Here is a 14,871-nt window from a genome sequence, read left to right as displayed (position 1 = left end):
CGCTCCTCTCACTTCACTAGGTGATACGTAGTCACATCCGCGTCGGACGCACCATTCGAGAGCGCCCGAACGGGCTCCAGGGGCTCGATCGGGAGGTCGGGATAGCCCGGGTAGCCGCCCTGGCTCACGACGTAGGTGCAGTTGGTGTACGTGTATCCGGGCTCGATGCTCATGCCGTCGGCCTTGTTCGTCACGTCCTCCGCGTCTTCGTCGGCGTACTTGATGAGGGTGTGGTACTTCCCGGCGGGCAGGTTGAGGTAGTTGGTCGGGTAGTCGATGCCGCTGTTCGAGCAGGCGGCGCTCTCGGCGTTCGACTCGCTGGAGTACTCGGTGCAGTCGGCGCACGCCGGGAGGTAGACGCTGCCGGTGACCGGGCCGGTGTAGAGGAACTCGACCGCGGTCGGGGCGTCGTTGCTGATCTCCATGGACATCCTGGCGCCGCCCGGGCCGCGGGCCGGCGGCAGCCTGCGGCCCGCCTCGGGCCGTTCCTCGGCGATCTCCGCGGCGATGGCGATCTGCCGGGCGCGCTTGGCGTTCTTGTTGTCCTGGTACTTGTCGGCGAAGTCGCCCAGCGTCTTGGCCGCCGCGCCGAACTTGGCGTCCTCGAACTCGTCCACCCCGCAGGCGTAGGCGCCGGACTCCACCGCGTCGACGGCGTCGGAGCGCAGCCCGTCACCGGGGCTGCCGGCGGGCAGGTCGACCATGGTCCGGCTGATGGCCCGCAGTTCCTCGCTGGCCGGGCAGGGGTCCTCGCCCTTCAGTGCCTTGGACCGCTGCGCGATCTCCGCGCTGACGGCCGGTTCGACCTTGGCGGCCTGCGCCGAGTCGGGGAACGTGCGCAACAGGTCGGCCAGCGCCCCGCCGTTCGCGTCCGCTTCGGTCACGGCGTTGGAGCCGAGGTTGGTGATGCCGCACTCGTAGAGCGACGTGGCCAGGGGCTTCTCGGGCCAGTCGGCGAGGGCGCCGAGCCGCTTGTCGCCCATCGTGTCGGGGAGCTTCCACAGATACCGCAGCGGCGCCAGGGCCTCGCAGTACTCCTTCTCGCGGTACGGCGCGGAAACCGTGTCGTAGAACCGGTCGAGGCGGTCGGGGATGCGCTGGGCCGCCCGGCTGCCGGGGTGCTCGTCGCCGAGCGCACGATAGGCCTTCAGCGCCTGTTCGTAGTCGCGCCTGCCCTTGGCGAAGCCGCCCCGCTGCGAGGCGGTGGTGACCAGCCGGTCCGTCGTGGCGAGCCGGTCCAGCAGCATCTGCTGGTACGCCTCTTCCCGCGCCGCCTCGTACCCCATCGCCCCGCCGGCCGGCATGACGAGCAGCACGAGCCCGACCCCGGCGGCGACCGTCGACCGCCACGGCAAGCTCAGCCGCGTACGCCGCGCCAGCCACGCCCCGTGCCCCGCGGCCGACACCAGCACAAGGACGTACGCCCACACCGCCCCGTCCGGCAGCCCGTCGGGCTCCGCGGGCAACGCGGCCACCAGCAGCCACCCGGTGGCGACCCAGCACAGCGCGGCCTGCGGCCACCGCCGCAACACGGCATACCCGAGCCCGAGCCCACTGAGATTGAACAGCCAGACCGCCGCGACCCGCCACGGATCCACGGGCACGACGTCCTCGGGCTCCTCCGGCGGCGGCTCTTCGGACCCACTCATGGCGACTCACTCCCCCAACTGCCGTGCGGACGAGACGTCTTGCGTCCCTACATGTCCGCCATGGTCCGGCAGGTGGCCGGGGAGGGGTCCCGAAGGGAGGGAAGAAGATCAGCGGGCCGAAGGAGGGAACTGCCCGCGGACCCACGCGGGCAGGCTGTCGACGCTGCGCCCGAACGTCCCCTCAGCCGCCGTACAGCGCCTCGATCTCGTCCGCGTAGACCGTCGTCACCGCATGCCGTTTGACCTTCAGGGACGGGGTGAGCATGCCGTTGTCCTCGTTGAACTCGCCCTCGACCAGGGCGAAGGCGCGGATGGACTCGGCGCGGGAGACGGCCTCGTTGGCGTAGTCGACGGCCTTCTGGACGTCGGCGCGGATGCGGGGGTCCTTGATCACCTCGGACATCGGGGTGTCGGGGGGCAGCTTGCGTACGGACAGCCAGTGGGTGACGGCGTCGGGGTCGAGGGTGATCACGGCGCCGATGAAGGGGCGGTTGTCGCCGACCACTAGGCACTGGCCGATCGGTGAGCGGCTGCGCAGGCGGTCCTCCAGGACGGCCGGGGAGACGTTCTTGCCGCCGGAGGTGACGAGGATGTCCTTCTTGCGGCCGGTGATGGTGAGGTAGCCGTCCTCGTCGAGGGAGCCGAGGTCGCCGGTGGCGAACCAGTCGTCGGTGAGGACCGCGTCCGTCGCCGCCGGGTTGTTCCAGTACGAGCCGAAGACGATGCCGCCCTTGATGAGCACCTCGCCGTCCTCGGCGATGCGGACGGCGGTGCCGGGGACCGGCTGGCCGACCGTGCCCGGGCGGGGTTTCAGGGGCGGGACGATCGTCGCGGCGGCCGTCGTCTCGGTCAGGCCGTAGCCCTCGTAGACGATGATTCCGGCGGCGTAGAAGAACAGGTTGAGGTTGCGGTCGAGAGGTGAGCCGCCGCTGATGGCGTAGCTCATGCGGCCGCCCAGTTCCTTGCGGACGCGGCGGTAGACCAGCAGGTCGTACAGGGCCCAGGCCGCGTAGAGGGCGGGGCCGGGGCCCTTGCCGGTGCCCAGGAACTTGTGCAGATACGCCTCGCCGAAGCGGACGGCGACGCGGTCGGCGCGGTCGAAGGAGGCGGCGCGGCCCATCTTCTCGGCGGTCGCGCGGCCGGTGTCGTGGATCTTCTCGAAGAGGTACGGGACGCCGACGAGGAAGGTGGGGCGGAACTCCTTGAGGGCCGGGCGCAGTTCGTCGGGCTTGATGCTCGGGCAGTGGCCGATCTCTATGCGGGCCATCAGGCAGGCGATCTGGAGGGTGCGGCCGAGGATGTGGGCGAGGGGGAGGAACAGGAGGGTCGAGGCGGTCTGGCCGGTGACCTCCTTGAAGATCGGGTGCAGCAGCTCGACCGTGTTGGCGGCCTCGGCGTGGAGGTTGGCGTGGGTGAGGACGCAGCCCTTCGGTTTGCCGGTGGTGCCGGAGGTGTAGCAGACGGTCGCGATGGTGTCGGGGGTGAGGGCGGTGCGGCGCTTCGTGACCTCGTCGTCGGCGACGTCCCGGCCGAGGGTGGTGAGGGCACCTACGGCGTCTTCGTTCTCCAACTGCCATATCCGCGGGGGTTGGTGGTGATCCGCGGTCGCCGTCGTGACCGTCTCCGTGTTCTCTCCCGTCTCCGTCACGACGTGGTGGGCGCCCGAGTCGCGGATGATCCACTCGACCTGGTCGGCGGAGGAGGTGGCGTAGACGGGGACGGTCTGGCCGCCGGCGGCCCAGATGGCGAAGTCGAGGACGGTCCACTCGTAGCGGGTGCGGGACATGACGGCCACGCGGCCGCCGGGTTCGAGGCCGGCGGCGATCAGTCCCTTGGCCACGGCGGTGACTTCGTGGGCGAAGGCGGTGGCGGTGACCGGCTGCCAGGTGCCGTCGCGTCGGCGCCGCAGCACGACCGCGTCCGGGTCCTCGGCCGCGTTGACGTAGGGGAGGTCGGCGGTCGTGCCGGTGGTGGGCGGCGGTGCGAGGGGTGGCGTGCGGGCCTCGCGGACCACGCCGTCGGAGTCCTTGACGACCTCGACCCTGGTGCGGGCCAGCAGGTCGGTGCGCTGTTTGGCCCGCTTCAGATCCTTGCGTACGCCCATGTCGGCTCCCGTTGCCATCGGACTTACTCGGGAGTCAACTTACTCATGCGTAACGGAAGGTCAATGCCTGCGACGCATGTGCGGCCCCCCGCCCAGCCCTCACGCACAGTGCCCGTCAGTCGCGACCGGTCAGATTGCCCGCCTGGTGGATGGCGTCGGCCAGGCGGCGTACGTCCTCGTCCTCCGTCGTGCTCGCCAGCCTGTCGGCCCGGTCGGCCAGTACGCCGAAGCCCGCCGAGCCCGGCAGGGAGCTCCAGCGGTCGTCGCCGCGGCGCAGGGCGTCGGCGAAGTAGGCGGCCGTCGCCGTGACCTGGAAGCGGGGGCTCGCCTTCCAGACCGAGGGCTGGAGGGAGTCCGTCTCCAGGCGGCCCGACTCCTCGTGGGGCGCCCGCGTCTCCGGGTCCAGCCAGCGGACGTTCGCCGTGGCGAGGTGGCCCTCGGTGCCGGGGCGGGTGTGGACGGCGTAGAGGGCCGTCACGGTGTGGCCGGGGCCGGTCTCGCCGCCGTCGACGCTGTCGTCACGGAAGTCCTCGTCGGCGACCTGGCGGTTGTCGTAGCCGATGAGGCGGAAGTCGGAGACCGTCGAGGGGTCGAAGGAGACCTGGGCTTTCGCGTCGCGGGCCGTCAGGTCGATGTTGCGCGGCAGGTCCTGGCAGAAGACCTCGCGGGCCTCGTCGTCGGTGGACACATACGCCGTGTGGCCGTCGCCCTTGTCGGCGAGGCGTTCCATCAGCGCGTCGCCGTAGTCGCTGCCGACGCCCACTCCGAACAGGGTGATGCCGTGCTCGCGGCGTTCGGAGCCGATGCGTTCGAGGATGCTGTCCGGGTCGGTGTCGCCCGTGTTGGCCAGGGCGTCGGAGACCAGGACGACACGGTTCGTGGCACCCTCGCGCAGGCCGTCCACCGCCGTCTCGTAGCCCGTCTCCACGCCCGCGCCGAGGTTGGTCGAGTCCGTCGGCTCCAGGGTCTCGATCGCGTCGTGGACCTCGTCCCGGTTGCCGCCCAGCCGCGTCATCGGCAGGACCCGCTCCGCCTCGTCGCTGAAGGTGACGATGGCGACCGAGTCGTCGTCGCGGAGCTGGTTCGTCATCACGTCCAGGGAGTCCTTGGCCAGGTCGAGGCGGCCCGGTTCGGCCATCGAGCCGGAGATGTCGATGACGAAGGTGAGGGCGGCCGGGGCGCGTTCGCCGGACTCGGCCGCGGGGCGGGTGGCCAGGCCCACGCGGACCAGGGACCAGTTCTCGTCGGCGGTGCGGGCGCCGTCGACGGTGACCGAGAAGCCGTTGCCGTCGGGACGGTCGTAGTCCTGGCGGAAGCTGTTGACGAACTCCTCGGGACGGACCGTCGACGGGTCGGGCATCCGGCCCTCGGCGAGGGTGCGGCGGGCGTAGCCGTAGGAGGCGGTGTCGACGTCCAGGGCGAAGGTGGAGAGGTAGTCGGGGGCCGGCGCGAAATCGCGGGACGACTCGGAGCCCTCGTCGTTGTTCTTCTGCTCGCCCGTGCCGCCGCTGCCGTTGTCGTAGTCGTGGTCGGGGGCCGCCGGGAGGCCGCTGGGGCGGGTGCGGCGGTCCGCCGCCGAGCCGTCGCTGTCGCCCGCGCCGCAGCCGGTGAGCAGCAGCCCCGCCGCCGCGGTGAGTGCGAGGACCCCTCGTATGCGGTGTCGGTCCATCGTCCGTGCCCCCTTGGTCCGTTGACGTCGACTTCTGTGACTGTGACGGGCCAGGGGGCCGGAACGTGCGCTACGGAGCGTTGCGGATGAGTCTCGAAGCGGCCACGGGAGACGGCCGTTGAGACCGGTGGGTGATCTTCCGGTGACCTACGACACCACGTCCTTGCGCGCGAAACCGCGGAAGGCCAGCGCGAACAGGACCAGGGCGTACGTTATGGAAACCGCCGTGCCCTGGATCATGCCGGACCACTCGGGAGTGGGCTGTACGGCGTCCGCCCACGCGAACTGCCAGTGCGCGGGCAGGAAATGGCGCCAGTCGCCGAGCGCCGTCACCGCGTCGAGCACATTGCCGACGATGGTCAGGCCCACCGCGCCGCCGACCGCGCCGAGCGGTGCGTCGGTCTTCGTCGACAGCCAGAACGCCAGGCCCGCGGTGACCAGTTGGGACACGAAGATGTACGCCACGACCACCAGCAGGCGCTGCGCCGCCGTCCCCGTGGCCAGCGAACCGCCGGTCGGGATCTGCAGCGGGCCCCAGCCGTAGGCCGCCGTACCGACCGCCAGCGCCACCACGGGCAGCAGCACCATCGCCGCCAGGCTCAGGCCCAGCCCCACCAGGAGCTTGGACCACAGCAGCCGCGCCCGGGGCACGGGCGCCGCCAGCAGATAGCGCAGCGACGACCAGCTCGCCTCCGAGGCCACCGTGTCCCCGCAGAACAGGGCGACGGGGATGACCAGCAGGAAGCCCGCGGACACGAACAGGTTGACGGCGGCGAAGTTGGCGCCGGACGCCGTGGCCGTGTCCATCAGGGTGATGCGATTGCCCTCGCCGTCCGGCTCGCCGCCGATCGCGAACGCGGCGACCAGCACGAACGGCAGCGCGGCCAGGATGCCGAACATGACCAGCGTGCGGCGGCGCTTGAGCTGGCGGACCAGCTCCACGCGCAGCGGCAGCGTCCGGCCCGCCCGGTAGCCGGAGGCGACCTCGGTGCGCTCGGTGAGCGTGCTCATGCGGAGCCTCCGATCAGGGTGAGGAAGGCGTCTTCCAGGCGGCGGTGGGGGCCGACCGACTGGACAGGCACTTCGAGGCGGACCAGTTCGGCGACCAGGCGCGCCGCGCTGCCGTCCGCGTCGAGCCGGACCAGCAGTCCGTCGTCGGTGCGCACGGCCGAGGCCACGCCCGGCAGGGCGGCGACCTTCTCGACGACCGGCTCCTCCACGGCCGCGGGAGTGCCGACGAGCAGCGTGTCGCCGGAGCCGACGATCTCGCCGACCGGGCCCGCCTGCACGAGACGGCCGCGGTCCATCACCACGAGGTGGGTGCAGGACTGCTCGACCTCCGCCAGCAGATGGCTGGAGACGATCACCGTGCGGCCGGCGGCGGCGTAGCGGATCATCACCTCGCGCATCTCGCGGATCTGGGGCGGGTCGAGTCCGTTGGTCGGTTCGTCGAGGATGAGCAGGTCCGGCAGGCCGAGCATGGCCTGGGCGATGGCCAGGCGCTGGCGCATGCCCTGGGAGTACGTGCGCACCGCGCGGGCCAGTGCGTCGCCGAGGCCGGCGATCTGAAGGGCCTCGTCGAGGTGGGCGTCCTCGGGCGGGCGGCCGGTGGCCTGCCAGTACAGCTCCAGGTTCTCCCGGCCGGACAGGTGCGGCAGGAAGCCCGCGCCCTCCACGAAGGCGCCGACCCGGGACAGGACGGGTGCGCCGGGGCGGATCGCGTGGCCGAAGACGCGGATCTCGCCGGCGTCCGGCTTGATCAGGCCCATCAGCATGCGCAGCGTCGTCGTCTTGCCCGCGCCGTTCGGGCCGAGCAGGCCGAGGACCTGGCCCTTCTCGACGCGGAAGGACAGGTCCCGTACCGCGTACCGGTCCTCCGAACCCGCGTACCGCTTGCTCAGGTCGGTGATCTGCAGCGGGACCTCGGCCAGCTCGGCGTCGGGCCCGGGGGTGGCGGTGCGGCGGCGGGCCGTCGCCAGCAGGACCAGGGCGATGACCGCGCCCGTGATCGGCAGCCACCACACCCAGGACGGGAGCGGGGCGGCCGCGGTGGACACGCCGGGGCCCGTCGGGACGGACAGGTCGCCCTTCAGGGAGACGGTGTACGTCGCCGGGGAGGCCGGGGAGGCGTAGCCGAGGTCCGTGGAGGACAGGACCAGGCGCAGCCGGTGGCCGCTCTCGATGTCGTGGTCGACGGCGGGGAGCGTGACCGTCACGTCCTTGCCGGCCTTGGCGTCCTCGACGCGCAGCGGCGTGACCAGCTGGGACGGCAGCACCTGCTGGGTGCCGCCGCCCGGGCCGACGTCGTAGACCTTGGCGAAGAGCACCGCGTCCTCGCTGGTCGACTTGACGTGCACGGTCGCCTTCGGGGAGCCGGTGATGCGCAGGTCGTCGGTGACCGGCGCCGACTCGAAGGCGGCGAACTGGCCCGGGAAGTCCAGGGACACCCCGACGCCGAGCGAGGAGAGCTGGGCCAGGCCGCCGGAGCCGCCGAGTCCGGGCAGGGCCGAGACGGCGGGCGGGCTGGCGCCGGCCGGGTTGGCGAAGCTCTGCTCGCCGCCGGTCAGCCGGAAGGACCTCGCGCCGCTCTCCAGGCCGGGGTAGGTGTCCGCGCTCGCGCCCCGCAGCAGGGCCTGGCCGTCGCTGGAGTCGACGCCCCCGGTGCGGGTGACGCGGAAGGCCGGGCCGGTGTCGGCGCTCTTGTCGTCCTTGAGATGGCGGTCGAACCAGGACTCGACCCGGGCCTGGATCCGGCCCGTCTCCATGTCGCCGCCGTCATGGCCGCCCGCGATCCAGTCGACGTCGACCGGGGCGCCGTTGGCGCGGATCGCCTTCGCGGCCTGGTCGGCCTGGCCGAGCGGGAACAGGGAGTCGGACTGGCCCTGCACCAGCAGGGTCGGCACCTTGATGCGGTCGCCGACGGCCGACGGCGAGCGTTCCTGAAGCATGCTGCGGGCCTGCGCGTCCGGGGTGCCGGACTCGGCGACCCGTTCGTACATCTCGCAGATCTGCTTCTCGAACTTCTCGCAGCCGCCCGCCGAGTTGACGAAGATCCCCGCCCACAGCTTCTTGAAGACGCCGTTGGGGAACAGGGCGTCGGCGAGGTTCCAGTACGTGATCGCCGGGGCGATGGCGTCCACCCGGTCGTCGTGGCCCGCGGCCAGCAGCGAGATCGCGCCGCCGTAGGAGCCGCCGGCCATGCCGACCCGCGGGTCCCCGGCCTTGTCGAGCTCGACCTGGGGCTGCTTCGCCAGCCAGTCCAGCAGCCGGGAGACGTCGGCGACCTCGCCCTTCGGGTCGTTCAGCCCGACCTTGCCGGTGGACTTGCCGAAGCCGCGGGCCGACCAGGTCAGCACCGCGTACCCGTCGCGGGCGAGGTCCTCGGCCTGCTGCCGTACGTCGTCCTTGCTGCCGCCGAAGCCGTGCGCGAGCAGCACGGCGGGGCGGCGGCCGCTGTCGGCGCCGGTGAAGTACGAGGTGTCGACGCGCACCCCGTCACCCATGTCCATGACCCGGTCGGCCCGCCGCACCGGGGTTGCGCTGTCGTCGGCCGACGCGACGGTCCATGTACCCGCACCGGCTATCACCACGACAGCGGCCGCGGCGGCCAGCAGCCGCCGCGGCCCCCGTAGTGCGCGGAGCCCGGGCAATCGAAGATCCATGGTTCAACGGTACGGGGCGAACCTGTCGACGAGTTATCGACCGGAGACCGAACCGCGGCCCCTCCCACGGAAGTACGAGCGGGCTCCCGCGTACACCAGGCGCGGTACGAGGTCCGCCGGCGTCAGTGGTTGCGGGGGAAGCCGAGGTCGACGCCGGCGGGGGCGTCGGCCGGGTCGGGCCAGCGGGTGGTGACGACCTTGCCTCGGGTGTAGAAGTGCGTGCCGTCGTTGCCGTAGATGTGGTGGTCGCCGAAGAGGGAGTCCTTCCAGCCGCCGAAGGAGTGGTAGCCGACGGGGACCGGGATCGGGACGTTCACGCCGACCATGCCGGCCTCGATCTCCAGCTGGAAGCGGCGGGCGGCGCCGCCGTCCCGGGTGAAGATCGCGGTGCCGTTGCCGAACGGCGAGCTGTTGATCAGCGCCACGCCGTCCTCGTAGGTCTCGGCGCGCAGCACGCACAGCACCGGGCCGAAGATCTCGTCCTGGTAGGCCTTCGCGGACGTGGGCACCTTGTCGAGGAGCGAGATGCCGATCCAGTGGCCGTCCTCGAAGCCGTCGACCGTGTGGCCGGTGCCGTCGAGGACGACCTCGCAGCCCTCGGCCGCCGCGCCCGCGACGTAGGAGGCCACCTTGTCGCGGTGGGCGGCGGTGATCAGGGGGCCCATCTCGGAGGTCGGGTCGTTGCCGGGGCCGATCTTGATCTTCTCGGCGCGCTCGCGGATCTTGTCCACCAGCTCGTCGCCGATCGCCCCGACCGCGACGACCGCGGAGATGGCCATGCAGCGCTCGCCCGCCGAGCCGTAGGCGGCCGACACGGCGGCGTCGGCGGCCGCGTCCAGGTCGGCGTCGGGCAGGACCAGCATGTGGTTCTTGGCGCCGCCGAGGGCCTGGACGCGCTTGTGGTTGGCGGAGGCGGTGGTGTGGATGTAGCGGGCAATCGGGGTCGAGCCGACGAACGACACCGCCTTGACGTCGGGGTGCTCCAGGAGGCGGTCGACGGCCACCTTGTCGCCGTGCACGACGTTGAAGACGCCGTCCGGCAGCCCCGCCTCCGCCAGCAGTTCGGCGAGCCTGACGGAGGCCGACGGGTCCTTCTCGCTCGGCTTCAGCACGAAGGTGTTGCCGCACGCGATGGCCATCGGGAACATCCACATCGGCACCATCGCCGGGAAGTTGAACGGCGTGATGCCCGCGACCACGCCCAGCGGCTGGCGGATCGAGGACACGTCGACGCGGCTGGCGACCTGCGTCGACAGCTCGCCCTTGAGCTGCACGTTGATCCCGCACGCCAGGTCGACGATCTCCAGGCCGCGCGCCACCTCGCCGAGGGCGTCGGAGTGCACCTTGCCGTGCTCGGCGGTGATCAGCTCGGCGATCTCGTCACGGTGGGCGTCCAGCAGCGCCCGGAACTTGAACAGAATGGACGTGCGCTGGGCCAGCGAGGACTGGCCCCAGGTCAGATAGGCCTCCTTGGCGGCCGCGACCGCCGCGTCCACCTCCTCGACGGAGGCGAAGGCGACCTTCGTGGTGACCGCGCCGGTCGCCGGGTCGGTGACCGGCCCGTACGTGCCCGACGCGCCTTCGGCGGTCTTCCCGCCGATCCAGTGGTTGACGATCTTCGTCATGACCGGTTACTCCTTCACAGATGGCGGCGTCGGGTCGAGACGTGCCGTTCGTACAGCTCCCGTGCCTTGACCGCCGACGGTCGGGTCGCGGTCTCGGCCACGGGAACATCCCACCAGGCCTGCGCGGGCGGCGCGCCCGACACTGTGTCTGCCGTTTGGGTCTCCACGTAGACACATGTGGGAGTGTCGGCGGCGCGGGCCTCGACGAGCGCCTCCCGAAGATCACTCACGGTCTTCGCCCGGAGCACCCGCATGCCCAGGCTCGCCGCGTTGGCGGCCAGGTCGACGGGGAGCGGGGCGCCGGTGAACGCGCCGTCCTCCGCGCGGTAGCGGTACGCCGTGCCGAAGCGCTCGGCGCCCGTCTCGTCCGACAGTCCGCCGATGGACGCGTACCCGTGGTTCTGCACGAGCAACACCTTGATCGCGACGCCCTCCTGCACGGCGGTCACGATCTCCGTCGGCATCATCAGATAGGTGCCGTCGCCGACCAGCGCCCACACGTTGCGCTCGGGCGCGGCCAGCTTCACTCCGATCGCGGCCGGGATCTCGTAGCCCATGCAGGAGTAGCCGTACTCCAGGTGGTACTGGTCGCGCGAGCGCGCCCGCCACAGCTTGTGCAGATCGCCGGGGAGGGAGCCGGCCGCGTTGATGATCACGTCCGACTCGTCGACGATCGCGTCCAGGGCGCCGAGGACCTGTGGCTGGGTGGGCCGTACGTCGGGCTCGTCGGCCTCGTAGCAGGCGTCGACGCGCTGCTCCCAGCGCTCCTTGTCCTCGGTGTACTCGGTGACGTAGGAGGCGGCGACCCGGTGGGCGTGCATGTCCAGGGCCGCGGTCAGCTCCTGGAGGCCGCTGCGGGCGTCCGCGATCAGGGGCATGCCGGCGAGCTTGTGGCCGTCGAAGGGCGCGATGTTGAGGTTGAGGAAGCGGACGCCGTCGGCGGCGAAGAGGGTGCCGGAGGCGGTGGTGAAGTCGGTGTAGCGGGTGCCCACGCCGATCACCAGGTCGGCGGTGCGGGCGAGCTCGTCGGCGGTGGCGGTGCCGGTGTGGCCGATGCCGCCGACGTCCTGGGGGTGGTCGTACCGCAGGGAGCCCTTGCCGGCCTGGGTGGAGGCGACCGGGATGCGGGTGATGGCCGCGAACTCGGCGAGGGCCGCCTCGGCGCGGCTGTGGTGGACGCCGCCGCCCGCGACGACCAGGGGCCTGCGGGCGGACCGGACCGCCCGTACCGCCTCGGCGAGTTCGGTCGGATCGGCACCCGGCCGGCGTACCACCCAGGTGCGCTCGGCGAAGAGCTCGTCGGGCCAGTCGTACGCCTCGGCCTGCACGTCCTGCGGGAGCGCCAGCGTCACCGCGCCGGTCTCGACGGGGTCCGTGAGCACCCGCATCGCGTTCAGCGCGGACGGGATCAGGGCCTCCGGCCGCGTGATCCGGTCGAAGTACTTCGACACCGGGCGCAGACAGTCGTTGACCGACACATCGCCCGCGTACGGCACTTCGAGCTGCTGGAGGACCGGGTCGGCGGGGCGGGCGGCGAAGATGTCGCCGGGCAGGAGCAGGACGGGGAGGTGGTTGACGGTGGCGAGTGCCGCGCCGGTGACGAGGTTGGTGGCGCCGGGGCCGATGGAGGTGGTCACGGCGTGGGTGGACAGCCGGCCCGACTGCCGGGCGTAGCCGACCGCCGCGTGCACCATCGCCTGCTCGTTGCGGCCCTGGTGGTACGGCATGACATCGCCGTACTCGATCAGCGCCTGGCCGATCCCGGCGACGTTGCCGTGCCCGAAGATGCCCCAGGTGGCGCCGATCAGGCGCTGCCGTACGCCGTCGCGCTCGGTGTACTGGGCGGACAGGAAGCGGACGAGCGCCTGCGCGACCGTGAGCCTCGTCGTTGAGGTCATCGGTAACCCCCTGTGCTTTCTACGTGGGCCGGATGGAAGCGGATCCGCCCATCCCTTACGGCTCTCCTGCGCGTACGACTCGACAGCGCGGGTCGGGGACCTCCGGCGCGGGGCCGTAGCGGGCGGGGAGTCTTCGCTCGCACTTCGCTCCTGCCAAAGCAAAGCGGCCATCCGCGCCGGAGGCGATCATGGGAACCTCACAGCAGTCCTACGGCAGTGTCCACCGCGGCGGCCACGTCCCCGTCCGCCGGGTAGAGCAACGATCGGCCCACCACCAGGCCACGCACCGTGGGCAGTTGGAGAGCGCCCCGCCACTTCTCGTATGCCCCGTCCTGGTCGTCGCCGACCTCGCCGCCGAGCAGAACGGCCGGAAGCGTCGAGGTCTGCATGACCTCGGCCATGTCGTCGGGGTTCTCGGTGACGGGGAGCTTCAGCCAGGTGTAGGCCGAGGTGCCGCCGAGGCCGGAGGCGATGGCGATGGACTTGGTGACGGCTTCGGCGGACAGGTCGTTGACGACCTTGCCCTCGGGGGTGCGGCGGCTGAGGAACGGCTCGACGAAGACGGGGAGCCGGCGTGCGGCCATGTCGTCGATGGCGCGGGCGGTGGACTCCATGGTGGTGAGGGAGCCCGGGTCGGCGTAGTCGATCCGCAGGAGCAGCTTGCCGGCGTCGAAGCCGAGGCGCTGGATGTCCTCGGGGCGGTGGCCGGTGAAGCGGTCGTCGAGTTCGAAGCTGGCGCCCTGGAGGCCGCCGCGGTTCATGGAGCCCATGACGACCTTGCCTTCGAGCGCGCCGAGCAGCAGCAGGTCGTCGAGGATGTCGGCGGTGGCGAGGACACCGTCGACGCCGGGGCGGCTCAGCGCCAGGCAGAGGCGTTCGAGCAGGTCGGCGCGGTTGGCCATGGCGAGCTTGCGGTCGCCGACGCCGAGGGCGCCGCGGGCCGGGTGGTCGGCGGCGACGATCATCAGCCGGCCGGAGTCGCCGAGGAGGGGCCGGCGGGTGCGGTGCGCCGCCACCTCCGCGACCGCTTCGGGGCGCTGGGTGCGCAGGCGGACCAGTTCCGCGATGTCGACGGTCACTTGACGGCCCCCGCGGCGATGGCGGCCTCGATCTCCTGCGGCGTCGGCATCGCCGAGGAGCACTCCAGGCGGGAGGCGACGATGGCCCCGGCGGCATTGGCGTGCCGCATGGTCTGCTCCAGGTCCCAGCCCTCCAGCAGGCCGTGGCACAGGGAGCCGCCGAAGGCGTCGCCGGCGCCGAGGCCGTTGAGGACGTTCACCGGAAGCGGCGGGACCTCGGCCTGGTCGCCCTTGCTGTTGACGGCGAGGACGCCCTTGGGGCCCTGCTTGACGACGGCGACCTCGACGCCGGCGTCGAGGAGCGCGCGGGCGGCGGCGTGCGGGTCGCGGACGCCGGTCGCGACCTCCACCTCGTCGAGGTTGCCGACGGCGACGGTGGTGTGCTTGAGCGCCTCCGCGTAGAAGGGGCGGGCCTGCTCAGGGGCCTTCCAGAACATCGGGCGCCAGTCGAGGTCGAAGACCGTGATGCCGGACTTGGCGCGGTGGGCGAGCGCCGCGAGCGTCGCCGTACGGCTGGGCTCCTCGCTCAGTCCGGTGCCGGTGATCCAGAGGATACGGGCGTCCCGGATGGCGTCGAGGTCGAGTTCGTGGGCGTCGATCTCCAGGTCCGGAGCCTTGGGCTGCCGGTAGAAGTACAGCGGGAAGTCGTCCGGCGGGAAGACCTCGCAGAAGGTGACCGGGGTGGGCAGGCCCGGCACCGGGGTGACCCAGCGGTCGTCGACGCCGAAGCCCTGGAGAGCCTCGTGGAGGTAGGTGCCGAAGGGGTCGTCGCCGGTACGGGTGATCACCGCGGTCCGCCGTCCCAGCCGGGCGGCGGCGACGGCGACGTTCGTCGCGGAGCCGCCGAGGAACTTGCCGAAGGACGTGACCTGCGGCAGCGGGACGCCGGTCTGCAGCGGGTAGAGGTCCACTCCGATCCGGCCCATGGTGATCAGGTCGTACGCCATCGGTGTCCCTCGGTCTCCCTCGTAGCGGCCCTCGTGCCCGACCGTGTGCGGGTCGGCTCTCCACGGCTTTGTAGCCCTGGCGGGGGAGGCCTGTCAATGTTTTGTCCGGACATTCGAACCAGACCCTTCCGGAGGCCGGGTAGACCGCCGCCTTTGCGTCACCCGTGTCACAAACGCCCCCATCACGTCACACATGTCGCATGTACGCGGGACTTGCGTCACACCCCGCCGACAGCCC

Annotated in this window: 9 protein-coding genes and 1 pseudogene; all 10 read right to left on the bottom strand. The window is 71.8% G+C overall.

The window, feature by feature from the left end:
• Positions 1–8 precede the first annotated feature (8 nt).
• Positions 9–1,649 (bottom strand): hypothetical protein, encoded by a 1,641-nt coding sequence (locus tag IM697_RS07520; RefSeq protein ID WP_228044549.1) that lies wholly within the window; start codon positions 1,647–1,649, stop codon positions 9–11.
• A 181-nt stretch (positions 1,650–1,830) separates the two neighbouring features.
• Positions 1,831–3,753: an AMP-dependent synthetase/ligase gene (locus IM697_RS07515; protein WP_194045872.1), complete on the bottom strand. Its 1,923-nt coding sequence runs from the start codon at positions 3,751–3,753 to the stop codon at positions 1,831–1,833.
• A gap of 115 nt (positions 3,754–3,868) precedes the next feature.
• A complete protein-coding gene (locus IM697_RS07510; protein ID WP_194045870.1) occupies positions 3,869–5,422 on the bottom strand; it encodes a vWA domain-containing protein in 1,554 nt (517 codons plus the stop codon).
• A gap of 147 nt (positions 5,423–5,569) precedes the next feature.
• On the bottom strand, positions 5,570–6,433 hold the full coding sequence (locus tag IM697_RS07505) for an ABC transporter permease (RefSeq protein WP_194045868.1): 864 nt from the start codon (positions 6,431–6,433) through the stop codon (positions 5,570–5,572).
• Entirely contained in the window at positions 6,430–9,084 is a 2,655-nt protein-coding gene (locus IM697_RS07500; RefSeq protein ID WP_194045866.1) for a CocE/NonD family hydrolase, read from the bottom strand. Before IM697_RS07500 ends, IM697_RS07505 begins: the two co-directional genes overlap by 4 nt.
• Before the next feature lie 122 nt (positions 9,085–9,206).
• Positions 9,207–10,709 carry a CoA-acylating methylmalonate-semialdehyde dehydrogenase gene (gene mmsA / locus IM697_RS07495; protein ID WP_194045863.1) on the bottom strand — a complete coding sequence of 501 codons (1,503 nt, stop codon included), beginning with the start codon at positions 10,707–10,709 and terminating at the stop codon, positions 9,207–9,209.
• A gap of 14 nt (positions 10,710–10,723) precedes the next feature.
• On the bottom strand, positions 10,724–12,607 hold the full coding sequence (gene iolD, locus IM697_RS07490) for a 3D-(3,5/4)-trihydroxycyclohexane-1,2-dione acylhydrolase (decyclizing) (protein WP_194045861.1): 1,884 nt from the start codon (positions 12,605–12,607) through the stop codon (positions 10,724–10,726).
• 94 nt (positions 12,608–12,701) lie between these two features.
• Positions 12,702–12,794 (bottom strand): annotated as a pseudogene (locus tag IM697_RS44505) (5-deoxy-glucuronate isomerase); the annotation flags it as partial.
• Between the two features lie 10 nt (positions 12,795–12,804).
• A complete protein-coding gene (locus IM697_RS07485) occupies positions 12,805–13,686 on the bottom strand; it encodes a Cgl0159 family (beta/alpha)8-fold protein (protein ID WP_194045859.1) in 882 nt (293 codons plus the stop codon).
• Entirely contained in the window at positions 13,683–14,633 is a 951-nt protein-coding gene (gene iolC / locus IM697_RS07480; protein ID WP_194045857.1) for a 5-dehydro-2-deoxygluconokinase, read from the bottom strand. The genes IM697_RS07485 and iolC overlap by 4 nt, the downstream gene beginning before the upstream one ends.
• Positions 14,634–14,871: the final 238 nt, after the last annotated feature.

Origin of the sequence: Streptomyces ferrugineus, assembly GCF_015160855.1 — a bacterium.
GTDB classification, from domain to species: domain Bacteria; phylum Actinomycetota; class Actinomycetes; order Streptomycetales; family Streptomycetaceae; genus Streptomyces; species Streptomyces ferrugineus.
The sequence above is the reverse complement of the archived record's forward strand: the minus strand, read 5'-3'. Positions and strand labels throughout refer to the sequence as shown.

What these genes read in the sequence shown, in the direction of transcription:
- IM697_RS07520 (WP_228044549.1), bottom strand. Translation starts at nt 1,649, where the DNA reads ATGAGTGGGTCCGAAGAGCCGCCGCCGGAGGAGCCCGAGGACGTCGTG.
- IM697_RS07515 (WP_194045872.1), bottom strand. Translation starts at nt 3,753, where the DNA reads ATGGGCGTACGCAAGGATCTGAAGCGGGCCAAACAGCGCACCGACCTG.
- IM697_RS07510 (WP_194045870.1), bottom strand. Translation starts at nt 5,422, where the DNA reads ATGGACCGACACCGCATACGAGGGGTCCTCGCACTCACCGCGGCGGCG.
- IM697_RS07505 (WP_194045868.1), bottom strand. Translation starts at nt 6,433, where the DNA reads ATGAGCACGCTCACCGAGCGCACCGAGGTCGCCTCCGGCTACCGGGCG.
- IM697_RS07500 (WP_194045866.1), bottom strand. Translation starts at nt 9,084, where the DNA reads ATGGATCTTCGATTGCCCGGGCTCCGCGCACTACGGGGGCCGCGGCGG.
- mmsA (WP_194045863.1), bottom strand. Translation starts at nt 10,709, where the DNA reads ATGACGAAGATCGTCAACCACTGGATCGGCGGGAAGACCGCCGAAGGC.
- iolD (WP_194045861.1), bottom strand. Translation starts at nt 12,607, where the DNA reads ATGACCTCAACGACGAGGCTCACGGTCGCGCAGGCGCTCGTCCGCTTC.
- iolC (WP_194045857.1), bottom strand. Translation starts at nt 14,633, where the DNA reads ATGGCGTACGACCTGATCACCATGGGCCGGATCGGAGTGGACCTCTAC.